The following is a 25,260-nucleotide window of genomic DNA, read 5'->3' on the forward strand; positions in this document are numbered from 1 at the left end:
AAATGAAAACAGACAGGAAGTTGATTTTTAACTTGCGAGCAATCTCAGGTCGACTTGGAGACCCTTGCTCCAACGCGGCGTTGAAAGCTCGACCGTCGCCGAGAGCCGGTCTGCCGTATCCGCGACGATGGCGAGACCGAGGCCTGCGCCTTCCGTGTGAAGCGTATTGAGCCGATAGAAGCGCTGGAACACCGCCTCCCTTTCCTGGGGCGGAATACCCGGCCCGCTGTCGCTGATCGAAATCCGGCCGAAACCGTCTTCCGACGTGATCGAAACCTTGATCTCCCCTCCGACGGGCGTGTATTTGATGGCATTGTCCAGGAGGTTGCTGACCATCATGCGGATCAACGATTCGTCGGTCTGAACCTGCAGTGCTTCGTCTCCCTGCAGCACCACGTCGAGCTCGCGGCTGGTGATGATATTGCCGAATTCGGCAAGCACCGACGCCACCAGATGATAGAGCGTCACCGACGTCGGATTGAGGGGATGGTGACTGACCCTTGCCAGCCGCAGCAGCTGCTCAATCAGATGAATGGCGCGGTTGTTGCTGGCAACGAGGTCGGCGACGATCGCCTGCCGTTCATGCTCGCTGTCGCTGTTTCCAAGCATCTGCAGCAACAGTTTCACGCTGGCCTGGGGCGTGCGCAGCTGATGCGCGGCAAGATCTGAAAAGCGCCGCTCGAGCGTCAGCGACTGGCCGAGCTTCTCCAGCAGCTGGTTGATCGAGCGGCCGAGCGGCAGGAGATCTCGCGGCAAGCTTTCGACAGGAATGGCTGAGAGATCCTCGGGCGATCGGGTGCGGATTTGCCGCACCAGCCCATGAATCGTTCGCAGGCCGCTGTTGATGCCGAGCCAGATAAGGAAGCCGATGACCGGCACGAGCATCAGCAGCGGGAAGAAGAGATTAAGGAGTATGTTGGAGACGAGCGTTTCGCGAAGCGCGATCTTCTCGCCAAGCTCGATCACGATGCTCGTGTTCGGGATTGGCAGCGAATACACGCGCCAGTCCTCACCGCCATATGTCAGGGTCGTAAACCCAACTTTCTGTTGCGGTACGTCGGAAGGGAAGGCCGTGCTGCTGTAGAAGCGAATATTGCCGTCGACCCAGGCGCGAAACATATGCGCCTCGGCATAATCGTCGGCGTCCTCGTTGAAGGCCAGCTGATTGTCCATGTTGAAATCAATGTCGTCGATCTGCTTGGCCGCGCGGTCCGGCGCCTTTTCCAGGGGTCGGCGCAGCAGGCTCCAGATCACGTTCGCGTCATCGATAAGCTGGGCATCATAGATATTGTTGATCTCCCGAGTCGCGCTGTTGAACGCAAAAGCGGCAATCACCACGATCGTCACCACGACGACCGGGGCGATCCGGAGAAACAGCTTGCGGGTAAGCGTTGAGTTGTTCATCGCTCGATCATGTAGCCGACACCGCGGATCGACTTGATGAAGTCGGTGCCGAGCTTCTTGCGCAGATTGTAGATGGTGACTTCGATCGTATTGCTCTCGACGGTGTTTTCGGCGTCATAAAGCGCGTACTCGATATCGTTCTTCGTCACATAGCGGCCGCTACGCTCCATGAGCAGCTTCAGCAGATGGAACTCCTTGGCCGTGGTATGCACCTGCGCGCTTCCCTTTCGAGCGACCATGGCGGAAGGATCGACCTCCACATCGCCGCATCGAATGACGCTCTCGGTGCGGCCGTCGCGCCGGCGGATGAGCGCGCGCAGGCGGGCGAGCAACTCGTCGAGATCGAACGGCTTGACCAGATAGTCGTCGGCGCCCTCATCGAGCCCCTCGACCTTCTGACGCACGGAATCGAGCGCCGTCAACAGCAGCACGGGCACCGCGTTGCCACGCTGCCGGATCCGCCGCAGAACTTCCATACCGCTCAGCTGCGGCAAATTGATATCGAGAACGATCGCCGCAAAATGGGAATGCTCGGCTGCCTCGAGGCCGGATTCGCCGTCCCGCATCCAGTCGACGCCGTAGGCATGTTTTTCCAGGGCCTTCTTCAGCGATGAGCCGAGGATATTGTCGTCTTCAACAAGCAGAACGCGCACGATCGACCCCATGTAGCCGAGAAAATTTCATAGCCGATGTGAGCCGCAATTGGAGCGACCTTGTGGCAAAGCTATGACGGATCATTTCCGCTTGGCAAGAGCCGAGGGAGTGCATCACCCTCCCGAAGGTTGCGCCGCCGGTTCGGAAGGATGAAATCGCCCCGTCAGGCAACCTCAGAGCCGCACCCGATCAGGCAATCGGCAAGGTACGCGCTCGCGGGGTTGCCGTCGCGCGACCGCAATATCCCGATCTCGCGATAGAATGTCGACGCAGCGAGCGACACCGCACGCACGGACGGCATAAGGGGCGGGCCGCCATCGACGATCGGTAGAAGCGCCACCCCGAGCCCTTGCCCGACCAGAGCCAGCAACGCGGCTATGTCATCGATCTCCACGGATTCGTTGGGCGCTATCGCATGGGACCGCAGGAACCGATCAACCTGCCGGCCGCCAAACGAGCTGCGATCATAGCGGATGAATGGCTGCTCCCGCAGCAATGTCTGCCAATCATCACCCTCCACCCGATCGGGAACCGCCAGCACATAGGGCTCCCGCAGCAGGGGCTGCCACACAAGATCCTTGGGTATGCCGAAGGGAGGCTCGATGAGTACCGCCAGATCAAGCTCGCCGGCATCGAGCAGATCGAGCAAATGAAGGGAGACACCCGGAACGATATGAACATGATGGTTCGCAAATCGCTGGCGGAACGGCACGAGCGCACGCGCAAGCACCGTCGATTGAACAGAGGCAATGGCGCCGATGCGCAGTTGGCCGCCCGAAACCTCATCGGCCGGATCGGCGATGCGCTCGAACATCGCTATGATGCCCTTGGCGCGTTCCAGCGTTCGCAAGCCCGCGGCATTCAATGTGGCGGAACGGCCGGTTCGCTCGAATAATTGGACGCCGAGCCTTTCCTCGAGACGCTTCATTTGACCGCTGACGGCCGCTTGCGTCAGTCCGATCCGATCACCAGCGGCCGCAAATGTCCCGAAGCGGGCGACAGCAACAAGCGTTTTCAGTTCGGGTATCATGATGCATAATTTTTCCTATGACTCAGCCTTATAATATACAATTTTTCATAGGAAATAATGTACCTTATTGATCGCTGCATCGAGTTCGCACATCTGGAGACGATCATGAGTGCAGCACCTCTTCACCCTTTCCATCTCGCATTTCCCGTCAACGATCTTGCGGCGGCCCGCACGTTCTATGGCGGCCTTCTTGGCTGCCCCGAAGGTCGGAGCTCCCCCGACTGGATCGATTTCAATTTCTATGGCCATCAGGTCGTCGCCCATCTGGCTCCGGGAGAAACGGGCGAAGTGGCGGCGAATGCGGTCGATGGTCACGGCGTTCCCGTGCGCCATTTCGGAGTCGTTCTGTCGATGGAGGAATGGGAGGCGGCGGCCGAGAAGCTGACCAAGGCCAACATAGACTTCGTCATCAAGCCCTATATCCGCTTCCGGGGCGAGCCTGGAGAACAGGCGACCATGTTCTTCAAGGATCCAAGCGGAAACGCCATTGAGATGAAGGCCTTCGCCGACATCAACAGCCTGTTTGCCAAGTAAGGCATTAAGCCCCGCGATGTGAGCGCCCAGGAATGGCGGAACGCTCATATCGCAGGGTTTTCCTACGTCCTCGAAGAACCGCGAGCTCCGCCGACAGTCGGACGATCCGTGCTCAGCCTCCGCATGGATGCTTCTAGCACGTCGAAGATCCGGCCATCGGTCGACTGCGCGACATTGAACCGCATGAAGCTGCCGGCATTATCGGCCACGCTGAAGGCATTGCCGGGAGCAAGGATGACGCCTTCGGCCAGGCAGGCGCGGGCGACATCCGCCGCATCCAGGCCCTCCGGCAGCCGGCACCAGAGGAGCATGCCCGCCTGCGGCTCGAGCCAGGGCGTGATGCCGATAGCCTCCAGTCGCGCCGTCACCTCGCTCATGGCCTTGGCAAGCCGGACGCGCAGCGCCTCGACATGCTTGCGATAGCTGCCGTCCTTCAGCGCCAGATAGACGAGCTCCGCCGATAATTGTCCGCAACTGAAGCTGCTGGCAACCTTGAGATCGACGAGTCCGTCGATCCAGTCCGCCCGCGCGGCGATGAAGCCGCACCGCACCGAGGCCGAGAGCGTCTTCGAAAAGCTGCCGATATGGATCACCCGCTCGAGCCCGTCATAAGCGGCAAGCCGCGGTGCCGGGACATTCTCGAAATCGGAAAAGATATCGTCCTCGATGATAACCAGGCCGGACGCATCCGCCAGCTTCAGCAGGCGATGCGCCGTCACGGGCGACAGCACGGCACCCGTCGGATTATGGATGGCGGAGTTGGTGATATAGAGCCGGGGCTTGTGCCGTTCGAGCGCCTGGCCGAACAGCTCGACATCCGGCCCCGTCGGCGTGAAGGGCACGGCGACGACATTGGCCCGGTGCGCACGCAGCAGCGCATGGAAATTGAAATAACAGGGATCGTCCACCAGCACGGTGTCGCCGGGCTCCAGCAGGAAACGGCAGAGAAGATCGATCGCCTGCGTGCCGGATTCGGTCAGCATGATCTGGTCTGGAGGCACGGTGATGCCGTGCTCGCCCAGCCGCCTGGCGAGCAGCTGCCGCAACGGCGGCAAGCCGAGCGGCGTGGCGTAATTGGCGAGCGTTTCGAGGTCTCCGCGCGCCAGCGTCCTCATCGCACGGCGCAGCGCCGCCTGCGGCAACCAGGATGCGGGAAGCCAGCCGCAGCCGGGCTTCAAGACATCGTCGCCCATCTCAAGCGATTGCCGCGAAATCCACAACGGATCGACGTTGCGGTCCGATCTTGCGCCGGCCTCAGACAATGAAAGCGGCGGCAGGGGGCCGCATACATAGAATCCTGAGCCCGGCCGCGAACGGATCATCCCCTCGGCGGCAAGACGCTCATAGGCCTCGACCACGGTGGAGACCGATACCTGCATGGTCTTGGCGAGGCTGCGAACGGAGGGAAGCCGTGCGCCGGGCATCAGGCTACGGGTGGCTATTCGATCGGAAATCGCAGCCATCACGGCTTCGATACGCGTGCCGCCGACCGCGCTCACAACCAATGCATCGCCCATCCGTACTGCACCTCATACCATAACAGTTCCCGTAAATTGTACTGCACTGTCTCTGGAATAGCCAGTCGGCTTCGCCGATACCGCTGACATCAAGAAGGAGCATGCGCAATGGACAAGGCAACGATAGGATGGATCTACGGGCTGATAGGGGTGGTGATCTTCAGCGGATCGCTGCCGGCGACGCGGGTGGCCGTCATGGACTTCGATCCGGTGTTCCTGACCGTCGCCCGCGCAGTCATCGCCGGCCTATTGGGCCTATGCCTGCTGCTTGCCTTTCGGGAAAAACGCCCCGCCCGCAGTGATATCGGGTCACTGGCGATCGTCGCGCTCGGCTGCGTCGTCGGTTTTCCCCTGCTGACGGCGCTGGCGCTCAAGCATGTCACATCGGCCCATTCGATCGTCTTCATCGGGTTGCTGCCGCTTGCGACCGCCATCTTCGGCGTGCTGCGCGGCGGCGAACGACCACGGCCGGCTTTTTGGATATTCTCCGCCATCGGCAGCGCCCTCGTCAGCGGCTATGCCCTTACGCAGGGCGTATCGGCCTCGCCGGTCGGCGATCTGCTGATGCTCGCAGCCATTCTCGTCTGCGGACTCGGTTACGCCGAAGGTGCCGTGCTGTCGCGCCGGCTCGGCGGCTGGCAGGTCATCTGCTGGGCTCTGGTTCTGTCCCTGCCGGTCACCGTCGCGCTCTGCATCGCCACCATGCCGCATACTATCGACGGCATCGGCGGCCCGGCCTGGATCGGCCTCGCCTATGTTTCGTTGTTCAGCATGCTGATCGGCTTCGTCTTCTGGTATCGCGGACTGGCGCAAGGCGGCATCGCAGCCGTCGGCCAGTTGCAGTTCCTGCAGCCATTCTTCGGCTTCGCGCTTGCGGCGGCATTGCTCAAGGAAAGCGTCAGCTGGTCCATGCTCGTTGTAACGATCGCTGTCGTCGCCTGCGTCGCCGGCGCCCGGAAATTCGCGCGCTGAGGCACCCGTATCAGACGGCCGTGTGCCGGCTTGATCTTCTAAACTGATCGGTTTATAAAATACCAATCGGTTTAGAAGGAGCACATCATGCCGACCCCACTTGTCCCACCCTTCACCCGCGAGACCGCGATCGCCAAAGTCCGCATGGCAGAAGACGGCTGGAACAGCCGCGATCCCGAGCGCGTCTCCAAGGTCTATACTGAAGACAGCCAATGGCGGAACCGCGCCGAATTCCCGCGCGGCCGCAAGGAGATTGTCGAGTTCCTCACGCGCAAATGGGCAAGGGAGTTGGATTATCGGCTGATCAAGGAACTCTGGACTTTCGAGGGCAACCGCATCGCCGTCCGCTTCGCCTATGAATGGCACGACGACAGCGGCCACTGGTTCCGCTCCTACGGCAACGAGAATTGGGAATTCGATACCGACGGGCTGATGCAGCGCCGTTTTGCCTCCATCAACGACATGCCGATCAAGGAAAACGAGCGGAAGTTCCACTGGCCGCTCGGCCGGCGCCCCGACGATCACCCCGGCCTGTCGGATCTCGGCCTTTGAAATGACGCGCATCGTCTTCGAAAAGCCCGATGCCGTTGCCCTTGTGGCCGAGGTCTTTCGCGAGCTCGGCTACGAGGGCGCGTCGATGAGCAGCATCACGGCGCGCACCAAACTCTCGAAGGGCAGCCTCTATCATTTCTTTCCCGGGGGTAAGGAACAGATGGCGGCCGAGATCATGGCCCATATCGATGCCTGGTTCGTCACGGAAGTGTTCAGGCCGCTCGAAGAGGATGACCCTCGCGCCGCCATCCTCGGTATGTGGGAGACGACGGACACCTATTTCCGCTCCGGCCGCCGTGTCTGCCTCATCGGAGCCTTCGCGCTGGACGAAACGCGCGATCGCTTCCCGAGCGCCATTCAGAACTATTTCCTGCGCTGGATCGAAGCACTCGCCGGCGCCTTGACGAGAGCCGGCCTGGCTGCTGCGGAAGCAAGAGTGCTTGCCGAGGAAGCAGTGGTCGGCATCCAGGGTGCGTTGACGCTGGCAAGGGCGCTTGGGGATGATGCGATTTTCGGCCGCACCTTGGCGCGGCTGAAGGAGCGGCTGGGAGCGGCAGTCGAATAAAAAGCCCCGCGTCGCGAATCACTTGATAGGCGACAGCGCCTTGACCCTGACGCAGGGGGTTCACATCTTATTGCGCGATGTCCGAGAAACGGTGCCTTCCGCCATCAATATTAACGATGAGTTGCGCGCCAAAGCGCTGATCTTAAATAATCCTCCATAAAAGCGTGGCAGCGTTAATCATGTTTGATTTGCAACTATCCGAGCTCCTGTGCTCATCAGCAGGGAATGGGAGCATCCAGGAGATGGGTAGAAGATGCTGCAGCAGGTAAACGACACCGACAACGCGCTGATCGATCGATTGCAACGTTCCGCGTTCGATTATTTCATGCTTCACACCAATCCGGAAAATGGGCTGGTGGCCGATACGTCAATCAAGACAAGCCACTGCAGCATTGCCGCCGTCGGTTTTGCGCTGTCGAGCTATCCGGTCGCCGTCGAGCGCGGCTGGATCGACCGCGCCGAGGCAGCGACACGGGTGCTGACCACGCTCGATTTCTTCGCCGACAGCCAGCAGGGCACCGAACGCGGCGCCACTGGCCATCGCGGCTTCTACTACCACTTCCTCTACATGGAGACCGGCAAGCGCGCCTGGAACAGCGAGCTTTCGACGATCGACACCGGCTTGATGCTGCTCGGCGTATTGACGGCCGCCGCCTACTTCGATGGCCCCAGCCAGACCGAACAGGACATCCGCAAACAGGCGACCTTTCTCTACGAGCGCTGCGATTGGCGTTGGGCCCTCAACAAGGGACCGACGATCAGCATGGGCTGGAAACCGGCAAGCGGTTTCCTGCGCTGGCGCTACCAGGGCTATGACGAGGCGATCTTCCTCTATGTCATGGCGCTCGCCTCGCCCACGCATCCCATCCCGTCCTCGAGCTACGACGCCTTCGCCTCGACCTACACCTGGATGATGTTCAAGGATACGCCTTTCCTTTATGCAGGGCCGCTGTTCATCCATTTGTTCTCCCATGCCTGGATCGATTTTCGCGACATCCGCGACAAGCACGTGGCCGACAAGGACATCGACTATTTTCGCAACACGCAGACGGCAATCGCCGTTCAGCGCGACTATACGGACCGCAATCCCGGCCATTTCCTCGGCTATGCGAAGGATATCTGGGGGCTTTCGGCCTGCGATGGCCCCAACCCGACCGGAACGAAACATAGCCGGCGACACGGCCAGAGAGTTTTCGGCTATGCCGCGCGCGGTGCGCCACTCGGCCCCGACGACGGCACGATCGCCCCTTGGGGGCCGCTGTCCTGCCTGCCTTTCGACCGTCAGGCTGCGCTCGACGGCACGAAGGCGCTGCTTTCGACCTATCCCAGCCTGCTGCTCGACGGCCGCTTTCCCGGCGGCTTCAATCCGAGCGTCAAAGGCCCAGGCCCGGAAGGCTGGGTGGACGACCGCTCGGTCGCCATCGACCAGGGCCTGCTGGTCATGATGATCGAAAACGCCCGCACCGGCTTGATCTGGAACCTCATGCGGCAATCGCCGATCCTTCGCCACGGCCTGGAACGAGCGGGCTTTACCGGCGGCTGGCTCGACGAGAAACAGGCGACGCCCGCGATCGCCTGATTTTGATCGCCGGTAGCCATCAGGTATCCTCGTCGACATGGCAACGTTGCTGCGCAACCCCTTCTCCCCTCGGGGAGAAGGATCTGCCTCCTTGCACCAATTCATCTTAGCGTAAGAGCGCGGCCGAAACGCATTCACCTGACCATCATCTTCAGCGCTTCAAAGCCCCTTGATCGCCTCGATTACCTCGTCCTCAACCAAAATCCCATTGGCGATTGCCTCGCGTCGCGAGGTCTGCCCGCGCCGTCCGGGCAGGCGGACGTTGGGATCTTGGGTGATCTCGCTTGCCAGCAGTGCAAGCCGCTGTGCCGTGTCGGCAACGCTCATCGCCGCCGGATTGATGGCGATGATCGTGTGGCCGAGCCCTGGCGGCGCACCCTTGTCATCGAAGAGCGACGAAGCCTCGAAGGCATAGTTGGCGCCGGTGAGACCGGCGGCGAGAATTTCCACCATCAACGCCAGCGCCGCCCCTTTCGAATCGCCGGCAGGGATCATCGTGCCGGCAAGCGCCTCCTCGGCATTGGTAGTCGGCCTGCCCTCGCGGTCGAAAGCCCAATCGGCGGGAATGGATGCACCCGTCTGCCGCGCGGCCATCACCTTGCCGCGCGCCACTTTCGATAGCGCCAGATCGATCACGATCGGGTCGTCGTCCGGCAGCGGCGCGGCAAATGCAATGGGATTGGTGCCGAAGACCGGCGTCTTGCCGCCCCAGGGCGCCATGGACGCCGGGGCATTGGCCACCATCAACGCCACCAGGCCCTGATCGGCGAAGCGCTCCACCGTCAGGCCCATCACGCCGGCATGATGAGAGCGGCTGATGGCGGCAAGCGCGATCCCCTGCTCGCGTGCGATGATCGGAAGCTCGCCGACGGCAAGATCGAGGGCAGGATAAGCATAGCCATGGCCGGCATCGATGCGCAGAACGGCGGGAAAGGGCCGGCTCATCTGCGGCACGGCGAAACCATCGGTCTTGCCCGCCTTTGCATGCCCCGCATAGGCAAGGACGCGCCGCAGTCCGTGACCGCTCTGACCGGCAGCCTCCGCCGCAACGAGCGCGACGGCCACGGAGCGGGCGTTGTCAGCGCTCACGCTGCTTCGCTGCAGTGCCTCCACGACAAGCGTTTCAGCTTCGGCAAGCGACAGATGCATGAGACGAGACCTTGAGAACAAATGAGGAGGATGAAGACTTTCTACGCCTTCGCCCTCCTCGTCGCAATGCAACAAAACTCTGGCTATTCCACATCGAATTTGACGCCTTGCGCCAGCGGCAGGGTCCGGCCGTAATTGATGGTATTGGTCGCCCGGCGCATATAGGCCTTCCAGGCATCCGACCCGGATTCGCGGCCGCCGCCCGTTTCCTTCTCGCCGCCGAAAGCGCCGCCGATCTCGGCACCGGAGGGGCCGAGATTGACATTGGCGATGCCGCAATCCGAACCGCGCGCCGAAACGAAGGTCTCGGCCTCGCGCATGTCATTGGTGAAGATCGAGGACGACAGGCCCTGCGGCACGGCATTATGCAGCGCCACAGCGCTGTCGAAATCGCTGTATTTCATCACGTAGAGGATCGGCGCGAAGGTCTCCTGCTCGACCGGGCCGGTCTGCTCGGGCATCTCGACCAGCGCCGGACGGACGTAGAAGGCTTCGGCCGATCCGCTCTCGACACGTTCGCCACCGGTGATCTTGCCGCCGGCCGCTTTGGCTTCAGTGAGTGCCGCCTGCATCCTGTCGAAGGCATGTCTGTCGATCAGCGGACCCACAAGCGTTCCCGCCTCCAGCGGATTGCCGATCGTCACCGAGCCATAGGCTTTCTGCAGGCGCGGCACGAGTTGATCGTAGACGCTCTCATGGACGAAGAGCCGACGCAGCGACGTGCAGCGCTGGCCGGCGGTGCCCATGGCTGAAAAGGCGACGCCGCGCAACGTCAAATCGAGATCAGCCGTCGGGCAGACGATCGCGGCATTGTTGCCGCCGAGCTCGAGGATGGCGCGTGCGAACCGGCCGGCGAGGCGCGGACCGACGGCGCGGCCCATCGCCGTCGATCCGGTCGCCGAGACCAGAGGAACCTTCGGATGATCGACCAGCAGTTCGCCGAGGTCGCGACCGCCGATGATCAGTATCGAGAGATTGGCCGGCGCCTCCCCGCCTTCGGCGACATAACGCTTCAGCGCCTTTTCGAATAGAGCCTGCACTGCAAGCGCCGTCAGCGGCGTCTTTTCCGAGGGTTTCCAGATCGTCGAATTGCCGCAGACCATGGCAAGCGCCGCATTCCACGACCAGACGGCCACCGGGAAATTGAAGGCGGAGATGATGCCGATCGGCCCAAGCGGATGCCAACTTTCCATCATCCTGTGTTCTGAGCGCTCGGTGGCGATGGTCAGTCCGTAGAGCTGGCGCGAGAGACCGACGGCGAAGTCGCAGATATCGATCATTTCCTGGACTTCGCCGAGGCCCTCGGAGGTGATCTTGCCGACCTCGACGGAAACCAGCCGGCCAAGCGCCGCCTTGCCGGCGCGCAGCTCCTCGCCGAGCAGGCGGATCAGCTCGCCGCGCTTCGGGGCCGGCACGTCGCGCCATGCGAGAAACGCCTCATGCGCCTTGTCGATCGCAGCCTTCGCCTCTTCGGACGAATGCTCCTTGAGCCGGCCGATTTCGGCGCCGGTCACCGGAGAGGTGACGGCGAGCGTTCCGCCCGTAAAGCGATCGGCTGCAACACCGAGTTCCGTCAATATCGCCTTGGTCTCGGCGGCAAGATCGAGTGTCGCGGTCATCTCGTTTCCTCTTCCTGTAATGATGGTTCGGTTGCCGTTCTATCTCTTTGCTTTTCCGCAATTCCGGACGGAAAGCCGCTGCGCATTTTTCCTGGAATTGCCTTAAACTCTTGCGCCGACAAAATGCGCGGCTTGGGCGCCGGCCTCGTACCACATTTCCTTGACGGCCCTGAAGCCGGGCTCCACGATATCCGTCACCGGCAGCGGCAGCTCGGCCTCGGAGATCTGGCCGAGGATATGGCTTGCAAGCACTTTTCCGAACACCGTGCCCGGCGCGATGCCGCGACCATTATAGCCGGAAAAGCCGACGACATTCTGCGCAAGCCTATGGAAGCGCGGCAGCGCGTTGTCGGTCATGCCGATCTTGCCGTACCATTCGCATTCGAAGGGAATGTCCCCGAGCTGCGGGAAGAGCTTTCTCAGTGACCGGCGCGCCCAGTTCTTGTGCACGGCAAGGCCGGTGTTGCGCAACGCCCCGACACTGCCGAAAACGAGTCGGCCGGCTTGATCCATGCGGAAGGACGAGAGGACCTCCTTGGTGTCCCATGCCCCCTCCCGGCCGGGCAGGACGGATTTGCGCAAGTTGTCGCCGAGCGGCACGGTGGCAAAATTGAAATAGGGAAGATGCACCTGCTCGTTTCGCACCGTCTCCCAGGGGCCGGTGCTGTAGGCGTCCGTCGCAACGACGATCCAGTCAGCGCTGACCTTGCCGCCATCGGTCGAAACCACCCATTTCGCGCCGCTCCTTTCCGTCGCCGTCACGCGGCTGCCGGTGTGAACCGCAACACCGGCCTTGACCACGGCATGCGCCAGGCCGCGCGCATAGGCGAGCGGCTGCAGGGTGCCGGCACGCATGTCGAGCAAGGCCCCGGCATAGGCGGAGCTGCCGACGCGCCGCTCTGTCTCGTTTGCGTCGAGAACCGTTACAGGCGCACCGCGCTTGCTCCATTGCCGCGCCCGCTCCTCGATCTCCTTCAAGCCCTCGGGGCCGACAGCGCAATGCAGTGTCCCATTGCGCTCCAGCTCGCAGGCGATGCCGTGCTTGTCGATCAGCTCCATGACAAGCTTCGGCGCATTGCCGAGTAGATCGAGGAGCCGCTCGCCATGAACGGGGCCGAGCTCGCCCGGCAGGTCTTCCGGCATCACCCACATGCCGGCATTGATCAGGCCCACATTGCGCCCGGCACCGCCGAAGCCGATTTCATTGGCCTCCAGCAGCGCCACACTGCTGCCTGCCTCGGCGAGATGCAGCGCCGCCGACAATCCGGTATAACCACCGCCGACCACCACGACATCGGTGGAAACCTCGCCGGCAAGCGGCTTCGTCACCGGCGGTGGCGGGGCGGTCTTTTCCCAAAGACCGTGGGAACGTGGGTCATTCAGCATGAGATCGGTCCAATCGATGAAGGCAATCCGGCTAATCTAGCGCCACGTTCGAACTTGCGGAAGCGGCAAGAGCGACATCCGGTGGACAGAGAAAAACTTGCATGGCCATGGCGCTTTCGGCCATTATAGAGAAAATGCCGACCGCCATCGCGGTTGCAGACAAAAGCACGCCGCCGTCGCGGTCGCGGACAGAAGCAGGACAGTCTCATGAAGCCCATTTTCGTTCAGCTCCAATGCGCTCCCGGCAAGACCTACGAGGTCGCCGACGCAATCTACCAGACGGAGCTGGTCTCGGAGTTGTATTCCACCAGCGGCGACTACGACCTGCTGCTGAAGGTCTACATCAAGGAAGAGCAGGATATCGGCAAGTTCATCAACGATAACATCGCCCATATCCCCGGCATTGTCCGCTCGTTGACGACACTGACGTTCCGAGCGTTTTGAGAGATCCAGACTTCGGATCAGCATGCGCCACGGTTAAAGGTTCGCGGGATTGCCCCTCACCCCAACCCCCTCCCCGTTCTTACCGAGAGAGGGAGTTCACTGAGTTTTGCGGCCCGGGCACGATCGCATGGCAAGTCCCCTCTCCCCGCATTGCGGGGAGAGGGCTGGGGTGAGGCGCCACGCACTGTAATCCGGCATCAACACACTCGCCTGACAAGCACAATCCCCTTGCGCAACGCTCCGATATTAACCCTCTTGCCTAAAGCCGCTTGGCTTTCGACCCGCGATTAAGCCTTTTTTAACCGACCGGATGATCTGCTTCGCCGACTGATCAACGGGCGGCGCGCCGTAGCGCCGGATTGCTGTCGCTTGGCGCAGCATAGGGGTTTAAGGTGGATCGATGACATCGGCTATTGCTGACAATCAGGCAAACAAGCAGGCCGGACCGCTGATCGTGCATGTCGTGCGCCAGTTCCTGCCGAACAAGGGCGGCCTGGAAGACGTCGTCGCCAATCTCTGCCGGCAGTTGATCTCCCGCGGCTATCACGTGCGCGTCGTCACCTGCGACAGCCTGTTTTCAGACCCGGGCCGCCAGCTGCCGCCGACCGAAACGATCGATGGCATCGAGGTCGTGCGCATCCCCTGGTCCGGCTCCAGCCGTTATCCGCTGGCGCCGCAGGTGTTCCGCCATGTTGCCGATGCGGATCTCGTGCATGTCCACGCCGTCGATTTCTTCTTCGATGCGCTTGCCTGGGGCAAGCTGATGCACGGGCGCCCCATGGTTGCCACCACGCATGGCGGCTTCTTCCACACGCCGAAATATGCCGCCATCAAGAAAGTCTGGTTCAATACCGCTACACGATTATCGGCGCTCGGCTACAACTATCTCATCTGCTGCAGCCAGTCCGACGCGCGGCTGTTTTCCAATATCGCTAGAAATCGCGTCCGCCTGATCGAAAACGGCGCCGATGTTAGCAAGTTCGCCAATTGCGCCGCATTGGAAGCCCGCCGCCGCATCGTCACCATCGGCCGCTTCTCGGTCAACAAGCGGCTCGACCGCATGCTCGACGTGATGAAGGCGCTCGCGGCGCGCCATGCAGACTGGCATCTCGACATCATCGGCGCCGTGTCGGATCTCGATCAGCCGACATTGGAGAAGGAAATTGCCGCACGCGGCCTCGAACGAAACGTCTCCCTGCATGTGGCGATCGATGACGGCTCGATCCGCAACATCATCGCCCGCGCTTCGCTCTTCGCTTCGGCCTCCGAATACGAAGGTTTCGGCCTGGTGGCGATCGAGGCCATGAGCGCCGGCCTGCTGCCGGTGCTGAATGCCAACGACGCCTACAAGGCCCTGGCCGAGACCCACCCGGCGCTGATGCTTTCAGATTTCTCCGATCCGGAAACGGCCGCCGATACCCTCACCGCGGCATTCGAGCGCCTTGAGGCAGATGACCTGAGCTTGAGGCAGGAGCTGCTCAGCGACGCCCGCGCCTATGCATGGGATGAGGTCGCTCAGCGCTACATGGATGTCTATGCCGAAACCATCACGCCCAAGGGCAAATCGCCTCAGCTCCTGCGCCAGCGCGGCCAGGTCGCATAACCCTCCAGAATGCCCAGAAGCCAGGCGCGCTTGTAGCGCGCCGCATCGGGATTGAATCTGGCGAGCGCCGCGAGCCAGCCGGCAACGGGCCGGAACAGCCGATAACAGACATAGGGTAGCGGGAAAGCCTGCTTGCGCATCAGGGCGCCAAAGCCGCGGCCATATTTGCGCGCCCGCTCCACCTGCCGCGGACCATATTCGCTCGTGACCTGATCGTGATGAACGATCAGCTCCGGGAAGAACATCGCCCGTTTGCCGACGGCAAGCGCGCGCAGCAGGAAATCCGCCTCCTCGCCGCTCTGGAAGGGTGATTCCGAGCCGACGCCGAGGTTTTCATCGAAGCCGCCGATATCGGCAAGCGCCGCGCGGCGCACGAAGATGCCGTTTGAGTTGCCGCATTTCAGATAGTTCCAGCGCGTGAGGGCACGCCGCGTCTCGCCGGTCGGGCTGACGGAGGCCAGCCCCTCGGCGTCGAGGGTACGGCCCGTGACGATCGCAAGTTCGGGGTGCGCGGCAAACAGCGTCCCGGCAGCGGCAAGCGTATCGGCTTCGTACCAGCAATCATCGTCGGGAAAGCAGACATAGTCGCCCGTGGCTGCCGCCAGACCATTGTTGCGCGCCCGCGAAAGCCCCTTGGGCGAGCGGATATGCCGGATCGCGAAGAGAGACGAAAAACGGCCGATGAGCCCGGATAGTCGATCATCCGCGTTCTGATCGACAAGAACGACCTCGAAATCCTTGTAGCGCTGTTCGGCCAGCGACCGGAACAACCGCTCCAGCTGGTCAAAACGATCGATCGTGCAGACGATGAGGCTGAACAATGAAACCCTCCGGACAAGCCCCAGACGGCCAACATCAGAAGGAATGAATATTAGCCGAAGTAAAAAATCAACTTACAGCAGCATTAAACGCTAAATATTAAGGCATATGAAATAGAGCAGACGTTATCTCCACGAAGAGCCGATATGTGCGTTGGTTTAGGCGAATTGAGGAACGGTCTGTCTTCATGACGAAGAGCATCATGGCAAATTCGGTTTTGAACGCGGCGGCGGGATTGACCCTGCTCGCGACCGGCTTTGCCTGTTCTATCATTGCAGCACGCCTGCTGGGCCCGGAAGCCAACGGCATCATCGCCTTTTCGCTGTGGCTGACGACGACGGGAGCGCTTATCGCCGAACTCGGCGCCGGCGTCACGCTGCTGCGCATCCTGCCGCAATTGAAGGGACGGGGCTATTCGGCCGAGGAACGACTGGGCTTTGCCGCCTATCTCCTGCAGCCGACCATCCTCGCAACCTTGATCCTGCTCGCCGGCTATGTTGCCTACTACTGGGATACGGGGCGGTTGCATTGGGCCGGCGACGCGTCCGCCGTCATCGCCATCACCGGCGTGTTTTTCGTTCTCCAGTCATTCGGCGCCTATAGCAAGAACTACCTGATCGGCGAGCAACAGCTCGGCACGTTCCTGCGCATCACCGTGACAAGTTCGGTGCTGCAGCTCGCCGCCGTGCTCGGCGGCGCCATCTTCTTCGGCGTCAGCGGCGCGCTTGCCGGCTATGCCATCGGCCAGTTGCCGATGTTCATCGCAACCCTCAGGATCGCCATAGCGCGGAAAAACAACTGCGGTGTCGGCCTTGCCTCTCTCATCAGTTCATCCCTTGTCCTCTCGATCGAACTCATCAACAGCTCGATCTTCCTCAACCGCATCGAGCTGCTTTTCCTGCAGCATTATTGGGGCATCGAAGCGGTCGGCTTTTATGCCGTCGGCCTGTCGCTCGCCAATCTGGCGCTGCAGCTGCCGGTGCAACTGAGCGGCAGCCTGCTGCCCTATTATTCCGAACAGATGCATGCGCGGGCATCCGACAAGCTGCCGGTTCACGTCTTCGCGGGCGTGGCGCGCAGCATAGCCTACATCACCCTGCCGATGAGCTTCGGCCTTGCGGCCATCGCGCCTGAGCTGGTGGTGACGATCTTCGGCACGCCGTTCGCTCCGAGCGGCGGCATGGTGGCGCTGCTGTCGCTGACCGCGGTGCCCTATGTCGTCATGCAGATCTGCACGCAATATCTCTATTCCCTCGATCGTGCGCGCGAACGCACTATCATCGGCGGGATCGCCAGCGTCGTCATGGTGGTCGGCTGCCTGATCGCGGTGCCGTTCTACGGCGGCGAAGGCGCCGCGCTGGTTCGCCTGCTGGTCTTCACTGTCATGTGCCTCCTGATGGTCCGTCGCATGGAATTCGAGGGCTCGACGCGGGGCATGCTCGTCAACTTCGCCAAGGTGACGGCTGCCGCCATTCTTTGTGCCGCCGCCGCCTATGGCTTCGTTCAAGCCCTATCCGGCGTCGCGGGCCTGGCGGGCGCCGTCATCGCCGGCGCTCTGGCCTATGGCATCGCGCTCAGGCTGCTGAAAGCCGTGCCCACGGAGGACGTCGACGTCCTGCAGAAAATCGCGGCGCGATTGCCCGCCCGCATCAATCCGATTGCCGTTCAAGCTCTGGCGTTACTGGCGCCCCGCCGAATATAAGGAGACCGTCATGGCTGGTTGGGGAGCCGCCGAACAACACCATAAATCGAAGCGCATGAAGGCGGCAGCCGTGCCGGTGACCTTCGCGGGTACCGTTGGCCTGTTCACGCCGGCTGCTGTATCTCCAAGCGCAACTGCCGTGCTGTTCCTCAGCCCTTGGGGCTTCGAGGAAATGTGCGTCCGCAAGTTCTGGCGCATCCTGGCGGAGGATCTTGCCGATATCGGCGTATCCAGTCTGCGTTTCGACTATGCCGGCACCGGTGATGCGCTTGACGTCGCCGATGATGGCCGGGGCCTGGTGTTGTGGGAAGAAACCGCGCTCGCCGCCGTCTCCACGTTGAAGTCGCTCTCCGGCTTCGAGAGGTTGATTCTCATCAGCCAGGGCCTCGGCGGCAGCATAGCCGCCACGCTCGCCGAGCGTCTGTCCGATGTAGACGGCATCGCCTTTCTCGCGCCGGTCGTTTCCGGCCGTGCCTATCTGCGTGAATTGACCGTCTGGTCGAAGATGATCGACGAGGGCATGGGACTTGCGGAGGCGCAGCGTCAGACCGAAGGTGTCACCGTTGCCAGCCTGCGCATGCCGGACAGCATCGCTGATGCCGTCAAGAAGCTCAATCTGATGACACTCTCGGGGCTCGGCGCGCCGAACGGCCTCGTGCTGACCCGGCCCGGCCGGCCCGGAGACGCGGACTTTTACCGCCACCTGGAGACGCTCGCCCCGCATGTCGAGCAGGCTCCCTACGAGGGTTACGACGACCTGGTGTCGAACCCCACCGTCGCCGTCATGCCGACCGTTGCGGGCCACAGGATCCTCGAGTGGGTGAAGTCGATTGTCGTAAAGCCCACAGCGGCGGTTTCTATCAATCTTATGAGGCCCGATGCCGAACCGCTCGTCGGTGACGGCTTTCGCGAGACGCCGGTGCGTTTCGGCGCCGGCGAACGCATTTACGGTGTGCTCTGCGAACCCATGGGCGTTCGCACCGGTGCAACGGCACTGCTCCTGACCACCGCCTACGACCGCCATGCCGGCTGGGGCCGGATGTCGGTTGCCATGGCACGCGCGCTTGCCCACGACGGCATCGCTTCCCTGCGCTTCGACACGGCCAATGTCGGCGACAGCCCACCGCTTCCCGATGCTCCGGAGCAGGTGCTGTATTCGCGCGACCAGCAACGGGATGTCGCCGACGCGCTCGACCTGCTGGAAGCGCGAAACCTGCTGCCGGCGTTTGTCGTCGGCCGTTGCAGCGGCGGCTATCTCGCCTTCCAAGCAGCCTTGCGCGACATCAGGTGCAACGGCCTGATCACCGCCAACCCTTACAATTTCTTCTGGGACGAGACCCGATCGGTCGACGAAGCCCTACGATTCGCGCCACGGTCGCTCGAAACCTACGGGCGGAAATTCCTGCAGCTGGAAACGCTGAAGCGGCTCTATGGCGGCCAGATCGATGCTGGAAGCGCGATACGCAACATGGCGATCGTGCTCGCCAGACGCGCGGTGCGATTGTGCCGTCCGTTGTTCAGTCTCTTTCCCTTCTTAGCCGGTGCGCGCGAACCCGTCATCAGCGGTTTCCACGCGCTCGCCAAGCGCCGGGTCGACATCTCCCTGATCTACAGCGCCCATGATATCGGCCTCGATCACCTCCACGAGCAGTTCGGCGAAAACGCCGCCGGCCTGAAGCATTTTCCGGACATCCGCCTCACCATCATCCCCGAGGCAGACCACAATCTCACCCCGCCCTATGCGCGCAAGGTGTATCTGCGAGAGGTCAGGGAGATGGGATTGAGGCTCGGCAGGCGATGAAATCTGACCGTAACGTCAGCCGGAAATACTCGCCATATCCGGCACTTGTTGTATAGTTGCAGCATGAGGCTGCTGATCGTCGAAGACAACCGCGAACTGGCGTCCTGGCTCGGCAAGGCGCTGCGTCAGGCGCAATATGCCGTCGACATCGCCTACGACGGCGAGGACGCCGAGCACATGCTGAGGGTCGCAGCCTATGCCGCTGTCATCCTGGATCTGTCGCTGCCGAAAATGGACGGGTTGACCCTGTTGAAGCACGTGCGCCAGAGCGGCAACAAGGTGCCGGTCATCATCCTCACGGCCAATGCCAGCCTCGACGGCCGGATTGCCGGCCTCGATAGCGGTGCCGACGATTATCTCGCCAAGCCTTTCGAGATTGCCGAACTGGAAGCCCGCATCCGCGCCGCCGTCCGCCGTGGCCACGATCACGCTGCGCCGGAGATCGCCGTCGGCGACCTTTTGTTCGATGGCGGAACGCGGCAGTTTTATCTCGCCGGCGAGGCCCTGGCGCTGACGCCGCGCGAACATGCCGTGCTCGAACACCTGGTCATGAAGGCCGGCACGACCGTGACCAAGACCACGCTGTCGGAAAGCGTCTTCGGCTTCGACGATCTCGCCGATACCAGCGCCATCGAAATCTACGTGCATCGCGTCCGCAAGAAACTCGAGGGCAGCACCGTGCAGATCGCGACGCTGCGCGGCCTGGGCTATCTCCTCCGCCATGCACAATAAGGACGCTCCCTCGCCGAAAGGACGCCTGGGCCGCACCGTAAGCGCGCTGACGAACAGCCTGCGGGCACAATTGTTTGCCTGGGTGGTCCTGACGCTGATCGGGGCGATCTGCATCAACCTTTATCTCAGCTTCCGCTCGGCCGACGCCACGGCCGATCTCGTCACCGATCGCACGCTGCTCGCCTCGGCCCGCGTCATCGCCGAAGCCGTGCATGTCGATGGCAGCGGCACCGTGCAGATCGATATTCCGCCGGCGGCGCTTGAAATGTTCGATACCGGCTATGGCGACCGTGTCTTCTACCAGGTGGTGACCGCGTGGGGAAACCTCATCGCCGGCTATCCCGACCTGCCCCACCCGAAACGGGAGCAGGTCGGCGAGGACACGACCTTTCGGGCCGACGGGATGCGGGCCCTGATGCTGAGCCATCCCGTCGTCGGCCTCAACCAGGACGGCCCGGTTTCCGTCACCGTCGCCGTCACCCACAACAGCCAATATGCCATGCGCCGGAGGCTGTGGCTGTCGGACTTCACCAAGCAGCTCGTGCTCGTCCTGGTCGCCGGCCTGGTGACCATCATCGGCCTGCAGCGCGGCCTCACGCCGGTGCTGAGACTTCGCGACGCCGTGCGCGAGCGCGGGCGTCAGCGCCTGGATCCTTTGGAGCCCGATATGGTGCAGAACGAGCTGCGGCCGCTCGTTCACGCCCTCAACGATCACATGGAGCGCGTGCAGAACCAGATGGCGGCGCAGCGCCGCTTCGTCTCGAATGCCGCCCATCAGTTGCGCACGCCGCTCGCCCTGATTTCGACGCAGGCAAGCGTTGCCGCACGCGAGACGGATAGCGCCAGGCGCGACGAGGCTTTGCAGGCGCTGCGTTCGAGCACGCGGCAGGTCACCCGGCTTGCAAGCCAGCTTCTCACCCTCGCGCGTGCGGAACCCGGCAGCCGCCGGCCACGGGACGACACGATAGACCTTGCGGATACCGCCCGGCGGGTGCTGGAAAATCTTGCCGAAGAGGCCTTGCGGCACAATATCGACCTCGGGCTGGAAGCCGGCGAAATGCCGGTGCGCATCGAGGGAGACGGCACCATGCTGCGCGAGATGCTGGTCAACCTCGTCGACAATGCCTTGCGGTACACGCAGCCAGGCGGGCGTGTGACGGTGGGCATCGGACGGGAAGGCGATACGGCCCTCCTATGGGTCGAGGATAACGGTCCGGGCATTCCGGAAGCCGAGCGTGCCCAGGTGTTCGAGCGCTTCTATCGCATCATGGGCACCGAACCCGAAGGCAGCGGCCTTGGACTAGCCATCGTCCGCGAGGTCGTCGACGGCGCCGACGGCTCGGTCGCGCTTGGCGAAGCGGCCGGCGGCGGGCTGTTGGTCAGCGTGCGGCTGCCGGCGGTTTGAACTGCGAAGTTAAGTCGGGAATTTACGTCGCGATCCCTGGTTCTGGAATGCGATAGTTGCGGGATAGTCCCCTCTCCCGCAAGCGGGGCGAGGGGGTCTCTCACGCCAGCGCAACAAAAAGGGCCGGGCAAGATGCCCGGCCTCGGCCTTGGGAGGCGCCAGAAAAGTCGCGGCTTATTGCGCGTCCATATGCTGTTGCGGACGCCAGCGGGTGATGCGGTTTTCCACCAGGGTCATCACATATTCGGCGCCGAGCGTCACCAGCATCACCAGGATGATCGCGGCATAGAGGCCGGCAGCGTCATAGGTGCCCTTGGCGATCGAGATCAGGTAGCCGACACCGGCCAGCGAGCCGACGAATTCGCCGACGATCGCGCCGATGATGGCAAACGAGAAGGAGACGTGCAGACTTGCGAAGATCCAGCTCATCGCCGACGGCAGGATGACGTTGCGGGTGACCTGCCAGTTCGAGGCGCCGAGGATGCGGGCATTGGCGATCATGTTGCGGTCGGCCTCGCGCACGCCCTGAAAGGCATTGGCGAATACCACGAAGAACACCATGATGAAGGCGAGCGCCACCTTGGAAGGCAGGCCGAGACCCATGATCATCACGAAGATCGGCGCCAGCACGACGCGCGGGATCGAATTGATCGCCTTGATGTAGATCGACAGGATATCGGAGGCCAGCCTGTTGCGGCCAAGAGCGACACCGACGAGAACGCCGGTGATCGAACCGATGACGAAGCCGATCAACGCTTCTTCCATGGTGACGCCGAGATGATACCAGAGCGAACCGTTTTCGGTGCCTTCCGTGACCCAATCATAGAGCCTGTAGCCGATGGCGGTCGGGCTGGAATAGAAGAACGGATCGATCCAGTGCAAATCCGAAGCAAGCTGCCAGACGCCAAGGATCGCCACGAGGATCGCGACCTGCCAGAACAGCACGACATATTTGCGGCGTGACATTGCCTTCATCGCTGCTGCTTCGATTTCCGCATCCGAGGTACCGGCGCGGAAGATCGGCGCATTGCCTGTCTCAAGGGCTGTGTTTGCCATGATCAATCCTCCCCTTATGCCGCTTGGGCGGCACGGCGATAGCTGGTTTCGACCTCTTCGCGAAGGTCATCCCAGATCGTCTTGCAATAATCGATGAAGTTCTGCTCGTAGCGGATCTCCGAGACGACGCGCGGACGCGGCAGGTCGATCTTGTAGACAGACTTCACCGTCGCAGGTCCCGCCGTCAGCACATAGACCTTGTCAGCCAGTGCAACAGCCTCTTCGAGATCGTGCGTCACGAACACCACGGAAGCCTGCCGTTCAGCCCAGAGCTTCAGCAGTTCTTCATGCATGACCGTGCGGGTCTGCACGTCTAGAGCCGAGAACGGCTCGTCCATCAGCAGGATTTCCGGCTCGTTTATGAAGGTCTGCGCCAGCGAGACGCGCTTGCGCATGCCGCCCGAGAGCTGATGCGGATAGTGATGCAGGAATTTCGTGAGGCCGACGCGGGCAAGCCAGTCCTTGGCGCTCTTCTCGGCCTCTGCTTTAGACTTGCCTCGGAACAGCGGGCCGGACATGACATTGTCGATAACGTTCTTCCAGGGGAAGAGCGCATCCGTCTGGAAGACGAAGCCGACACGCGGGTCGATGCCGTTGACCGGGCCGCCCATCAGGCGGACTTCGCCGGCACTGGGCCTGGCAAGGCCGGTGACGAGGTTGAGCGTCGTCGACTTGCCGCAGCCCGTCGGGCCGACGACGGCGACGAATTCGCCGCGTTCGACGGTCATGTTGAAATCGCGAAGTGCCGTCAGCGATTTGCCGGTCGGTGAAACGAAACGGCGGCTGACATTGATGAGCTCGATCGCCGATGTCCGGCGTCCATCCTGTTGCATGGTGCTGATCCTCACGCGTGCCTTAGGGCGTGCACGCAAAGCCCGGTGAACTGCCGCTTCCAACACCAGCCGGAAGCGGCATTGTGACTGCTTACTTGACGTTCTTGACGAATTCCGTCGTGTAGGTCTTCGACAGGTCGATCGTCTTGCCCTTGACGTTCTTGGAGAACGCCGAGAGCACGGCGAGAACGGTCTTCGGGCCATCTTCCGGCATTACGCCATCCGGCGTGAACATTTCCTTGCCGGCGTCCAGGGCCTTGATGTAGCCATCCTTGTCGCCGACGTAGAAATCCTTCGGCATCTTGTCGGCAATCTCTGCGGCGGAATGGGTGTGGATGAAGCGCAGCGTCTTGACGAAGGCGTTGGCGAGCTTCTGCACTTCTTCCTTATGGGCATCGACCCATGCGGCATCCATGTAGAGGGATGCGGCCGGATAGGTGCCGCCGAGCGCTTCCTCGGTGCCCTTGAGCGTACGCAGATCGACGAGAACCTTGGCCTCGCCCGTCTTCAGCAGACGCGAGATCGTCGGCTCGGTGGTCATGCCGGCCTGGATGGCGTCCTGCTGCATGGCGGCGATGAAGGTCTGGCCGGCACCCACCGGAACCGGGGTCACGTCGGCAGGCGAAAGGCCGGCCTTGGATGCCATGTAGAGCGTCAGGAAATTGGTGGAAGAACCGAGGCCGGTAACGCCGACGCTCTTGCCCTTCATATCCGCGAAGGACTTGATTTCCGGATGCTTGGCCGAGACCAGCTCGACTTCGCCGGGCGCCTGGCTGAACTGCACAACCGACTTGATGAACTTGCCCTTGGCCTGCAGGTCGACACAATGATCGTAGAAGCCGACGACACCCTGGACAGCACCGGCCAGCAGCTGGTTTTCGGCATCGACGCCGGCCGATTCGTTGAGAAGCTCGACCTCGAGGCCTTCATCCTTGAAATAGCCGAGCCCTTCGGCAAGCTTGGCCGGTAGATAGATCTGCTTCTCGTAGCCGCCCACCATGATGGAAATCTTGTCGGCGGCCTGTGCCGCCGTGGCTGCAAGTGAAGCAGCAGTCATGACGAGGGAAAGGGCTACGGTATGAAAAAAGGCGCGCGATGAACGCATCAAATGTCTCCTCCTGTTTTGGTGCTTGCGTCGCCCGACGCCGCAGAACATCTGCTTCCTCCACGAAGCTCGACGAACCTAGCGCGTGCAACCTTTCAGTCAGCTTTCAGTGCGCAAGCTCAAAAGGCGACATTACAATTTTTTTTATTTCAATGAGCTGAAAGGGCTTTTGGCGCGCGCTTGAAAAAACGGCACAGGGACAATGGCGGTTGCCGCCATCGTCAAGATACCGTTGCGATCGCCCCTTGCAACGGGGAAGCATCTTCCGATCCTGGCATTTCTACTATAGCGACATATCTAGAACATCGTATGTTCATTGGGGGATGACGGATGAGAAGCGTAGCCGCAGCGCTGATTCTAACGACGATCGCAACCGCCGGGCCGGCCTGGGCCATCTCTCGCTACGAGTCGCTGAGCCGAAGCTGCGCATCCGTGCAGCAGCTCATTGCCGGCGAACGCGCCGTCATATTGCGTTATCCCTCGAGTGACGGCCGCATTTGACCGGTATGTCTCCGATGACGCGCAATGCGGCATAAGTGGTTGTGCGGCCCGCACCTTCGTGCCGACCAGGGACAACCCGCAATGCCCAGTCCATAATTGCAGATCTTCTTCCGTCTTCAATCCGCATTGACGCGCCGCGTCTTTCTGCGTTTATTTGGCCTTCACTGCCACAAAAACTTTACAAAAAAGACTTTTGGTTGAATTTTACCCATATTTAACACACATTGTACGGGCAGATTGGACGAAGGTTCCCTGCCCCTATAGTGTCACAGCTAAGGTGGCATCCGCCTGGTCCCCT

Annotated in this window: 23 protein-coding genes; 12 read left to right on the forward strand and 11 right to left on the reverse strand. The window is 61.9% G+C overall.

Features of this window, described 5'->3' with window-relative positions; all coding sequences use genetic code 11:
* Window positions 1-27: 27 nt before the first annotated feature.
* From AB8B29_RS15625 to AB8B29_RS15635, 3 genes are all read right to left on the reverse strand, one after another.
* Window positions 28-1,404, reverse strand: coding sequence for a sensor histidine kinase (locus tag AB8B29_RS15625; protein WP_037196093.1), 1,377 nt, complete (start codon window positions 1,402-1,404; stop codon window positions 28-30).
* Window positions 1,401-2,057, reverse strand: a complete 657-nt coding sequence (locus tag AB8B29_RS15630; RefSeq protein WP_037196206.1) for a response regulator transcription factor — start codon at window positions 2,055-2,057, stop codon at window positions 1,401-1,403. Before AB8B29_RS15630 ends, AB8B29_RS15625 begins: the two co-directional genes overlap by 4 nt.
* Window positions 2,058-2,221: 164 nt before the next feature.
* The gene (locus tag AB8B29_RS15635; RefSeq protein ID WP_112441081.1) at window positions 2,222-3,088 is read right to left on the reverse strand and encodes a LysR family transcriptional regulator; all 867 of its coding nucleotides are present in this window, start codon (window positions 3,086-3,088) and stop codon (window positions 2,222-2,224) included.
* Between the two features lie 105 nt (window positions 3,089-3,193).
* Between AB8B29_RS15635 and AB8B29_RS15640 the strand changes: the two genes are divergently transcribed.
* Window positions 3,194-3,622, forward strand: a complete 429-nt coding sequence (locus AB8B29_RS15640) for a VOC family protein (RefSeq protein ID WP_037196204.1) — start codon at window positions 3,194-3,196, stop codon at window positions 3,620-3,622.
* A 62-nt stretch (window positions 3,623-3,684) separates the two neighbouring features.
* Here AB8B29_RS15640 and AB8B29_RS15645 read toward each other — a convergent pair whose 3' ends face one another.
* Window positions 3,685-5,139: a PLP-dependent aminotransferase family protein gene (locus AB8B29_RS15645; protein ID WP_112441083.1), complete on the reverse strand. Its 1,455-nt coding sequence runs from the start codon at window positions 5,137-5,139 to the stop codon at window positions 3,685-3,687.
* 108 nt (window positions 5,140-5,247) lie between these two features.
* On the opposite strand from AB8B29_RS15645, the gene AB8B29_RS15650 reads away from it, so the two are divergent.
* The 4 genes from AB8B29_RS15650 to AB8B29_RS15665 all read left to right on the forward strand — a co-directional run bounded on the left by AB8B29_RS15650 (window position 5,248) and on the right by AB8B29_RS15665 (window position 8,807).
* Window positions 5,248-6,111 (forward strand): DMT family transporter, encoded by an 864-nt coding sequence (locus AB8B29_RS15650; RefSeq protein WP_092573149.1) that lies wholly within the window; start codon window positions 5,248-5,250, stop codon window positions 6,109-6,111.
* Window positions 6,112-6,198: 87 nt separating this feature from the next.
* Complete coding sequence (locus tag AB8B29_RS15655) at window positions 6,199-6,663, forward strand: nuclear transport factor 2 family protein (protein ID WP_112441085.1); 465 nt, start codon at window positions 6,199-6,201, stop codon at window positions 6,661-6,663.
* A 1-nt stretch (window position 6,664) separates the two neighbouring features.
* Window positions 6,665-7,228, forward strand: coding sequence for a TetR/AcrR family transcriptional regulator (locus tag AB8B29_RS15660; protein WP_112441087.1), 564 nt, complete (start codon window positions 6,665-6,667; stop codon window positions 7,226-7,228).
* A 253-nt stretch (window positions 7,229-7,481) separates the two neighbouring features.
* On the forward strand, window positions 7,482-8,807 hold the full coding sequence (locus AB8B29_RS15665; protein WP_037196084.1) for a glucoamylase family protein: 1,326 nt from the start codon (window positions 7,482-7,484) through the stop codon (window positions 8,805-8,807).
* 159 nt (window positions 8,808-8,966) lie between these two features.
* Here the strand turns inward: AB8B29_RS15665 and AB8B29_RS15670 are convergent, their stop codons facing one another.
* From AB8B29_RS15670 to AB8B29_RS15680, 3 genes are all read right to left on the reverse strand, one after another.
* The gene (locus AB8B29_RS15670) at window positions 8,967-9,956 is read right to left on the reverse strand and encodes an Ldh family oxidoreductase (RefSeq protein ID WP_037196082.1); all 990 of its coding nucleotides are present in this window, start codon (window positions 9,954-9,956) and stop codon (window positions 8,967-8,969) included.
* An 83-nt stretch (window positions 9,957-10,039) separates the two neighbouring features.
* Window positions 10,040-11,575, reverse strand: a complete 1,536-nt coding sequence (gene amaB / locus AB8B29_RS15675; RefSeq protein WP_113118721.1) for an L-piperidine-6-carboxylate dehydrogenase — start codon at window positions 11,573-11,575, stop codon at window positions 10,040-10,042.
* Between the two features lie 102 nt (window positions 11,576-11,677).
* The gene (locus AB8B29_RS15680; protein ID WP_037196078.1) at window positions 11,678-12,961 is read right to left on the reverse strand and encodes an NAD(P)/FAD-dependent oxidoreductase; all 1,284 of its coding nucleotides are present in this window, start codon (window positions 12,959-12,961) and stop codon (window positions 11,678-11,680) included.
* 207 nt (window positions 12,962-13,168) lie between these two features.
* On the opposite strand from AB8B29_RS15680, the gene AB8B29_RS15685 reads away from it, so the two are divergent.
* Window positions 13,169-13,405 (forward strand): Lrp/AsnC ligand binding domain-containing protein, encoded by a 237-nt coding sequence (locus AB8B29_RS15685; RefSeq protein WP_034509182.1) that lies wholly within the window; start codon window positions 13,169-13,171, stop codon window positions 13,403-13,405.
* 400 nt (window positions 13,406-13,805) lie between these two features.
* A complete protein-coding gene (locus AB8B29_RS15690) occupies window positions 13,806-15,008 on the forward strand; it encodes a glycosyltransferase family 4 protein (RefSeq protein ID WP_037196073.1) in 1,203 nt (400 codons plus the stop codon).
* Here the strand turns inward: AB8B29_RS15690 and AB8B29_RS15695 are convergent.
* On the reverse strand, window positions 14,975-15,829 hold the full coding sequence (locus AB8B29_RS15695; RefSeq protein WP_047637741.1) for a glycosyltransferase family A protein: 855 nt from the start codon (window positions 15,827-15,829) through the stop codon (window positions 14,975-14,977). The genes AB8B29_RS15690 and AB8B29_RS15695 overlap by 34 nt on opposite strands.
* 185 nt (window positions 15,830-16,014) lie before the next feature.
* Between AB8B29_RS15695 and AB8B29_RS15700 the strand changes: the two genes are divergently transcribed.
* The 4 genes from AB8B29_RS15700 to AB8B29_RS15715 all read left to right on the forward strand — a co-directional run bounded on the left by AB8B29_RS15700 (window position 16,015) and on the right by AB8B29_RS15715 (window position 21,467).
* Window positions 16,015-17,529 carry an oligosaccharide flippase family protein gene (locus AB8B29_RS15700; protein ID WP_112442013.1) on the forward strand — a complete coding sequence of 505 codons (1,515 nt, stop codon included), beginning with the start codon at window positions 16,015-16,017 and terminating at the stop codon, window positions 17,527-17,529.
* A 10-nt stretch (window positions 17,530-17,539) separates the two neighbouring features.
* Window positions 17,540-19,330, forward strand: coding sequence for an alpha/beta fold hydrolase (locus AB8B29_RS15705; RefSeq protein WP_047637940.1), 1,791 nt, complete (start codon window positions 17,540-17,542; stop codon window positions 19,328-19,330).
* Window positions 19,331-19,393: 63 nt separating this feature from the next.
* Entirely contained in the window at window positions 19,394-20,062 is a 669-nt protein-coding gene (locus AB8B29_RS15710; RefSeq protein WP_047553810.1) for a response regulator, read from the forward strand.
* Window positions 20,052-21,467 (forward strand): sensor histidine kinase, encoded by a 1,416-nt coding sequence (locus tag AB8B29_RS15715; RefSeq protein WP_047637738.1) that lies wholly within the window; start codon window positions 20,052-20,054, stop codon window positions 21,465-21,467. The genes AB8B29_RS15710 and AB8B29_RS15715 overlap by 11 nt, the downstream gene beginning before the upstream one ends.
* Before the next feature lie 174 nt (window positions 21,468-21,641).
* On the opposite strand, the gene AB8B29_RS15720 is transcribed toward AB8B29_RS15715, so the two are convergent.
* The 3 genes from AB8B29_RS15720 to AB8B29_RS15730 form a co-directional block, all read right to left on the reverse strand.
* A complete protein-coding gene (locus AB8B29_RS15720; RefSeq protein ID WP_037196058.1) occupies window positions 21,642-22,523 on the reverse strand; it encodes an ABC transporter permease in 882 nt (293 codons plus the stop codon).
* Between the two features lie 14 nt (window positions 22,524-22,537).
* A complete protein-coding gene (locus tag AB8B29_RS15725) occupies window positions 22,538-23,356 on the reverse strand; it encodes an ABC transporter ATP-binding protein (protein WP_034509194.1) in 819 nt (272 codons plus the stop codon).
* Window positions 23,357-23,447: 91 nt separating this feature from the next.
* Window positions 23,448-24,461 carry an ABC transporter substrate-binding protein gene (locus AB8B29_RS15730; protein WP_037196055.1) on the reverse strand — a complete coding sequence of 338 codons (1,014 nt, stop codon included), beginning with the start codon at window positions 24,459-24,461 and terminating at the stop codon, window positions 23,448-23,450.
* 330 nt (window positions 24,462-24,791) lie between these two features.
* On the opposite strand from AB8B29_RS15730, the gene AB8B29_RS15735 reads away from it, so the two are divergent.
* Window positions 24,792-24,962: a hypothetical protein gene (locus AB8B29_RS15735; RefSeq protein WP_439006607.1), complete on the forward strand. Its 171-nt coding sequence runs from the start codon at window positions 24,792-24,794 to the stop codon at window positions 24,960-24,962.
* Window positions 24,963-25,260 lie beyond the last annotated feature (298 nt).

Origin of the sequence: Rhizobium sp. 11_C7_N12_5 (assembly GCF_051811145.1) — a bacterium.
Taxonomy (GTDB): domain Bacteria; phylum Pseudomonadota; class Alphaproteobacteria; order Rhizobiales; family Rhizobiaceae; genus Rhizobium; species Rhizobium lusitanum.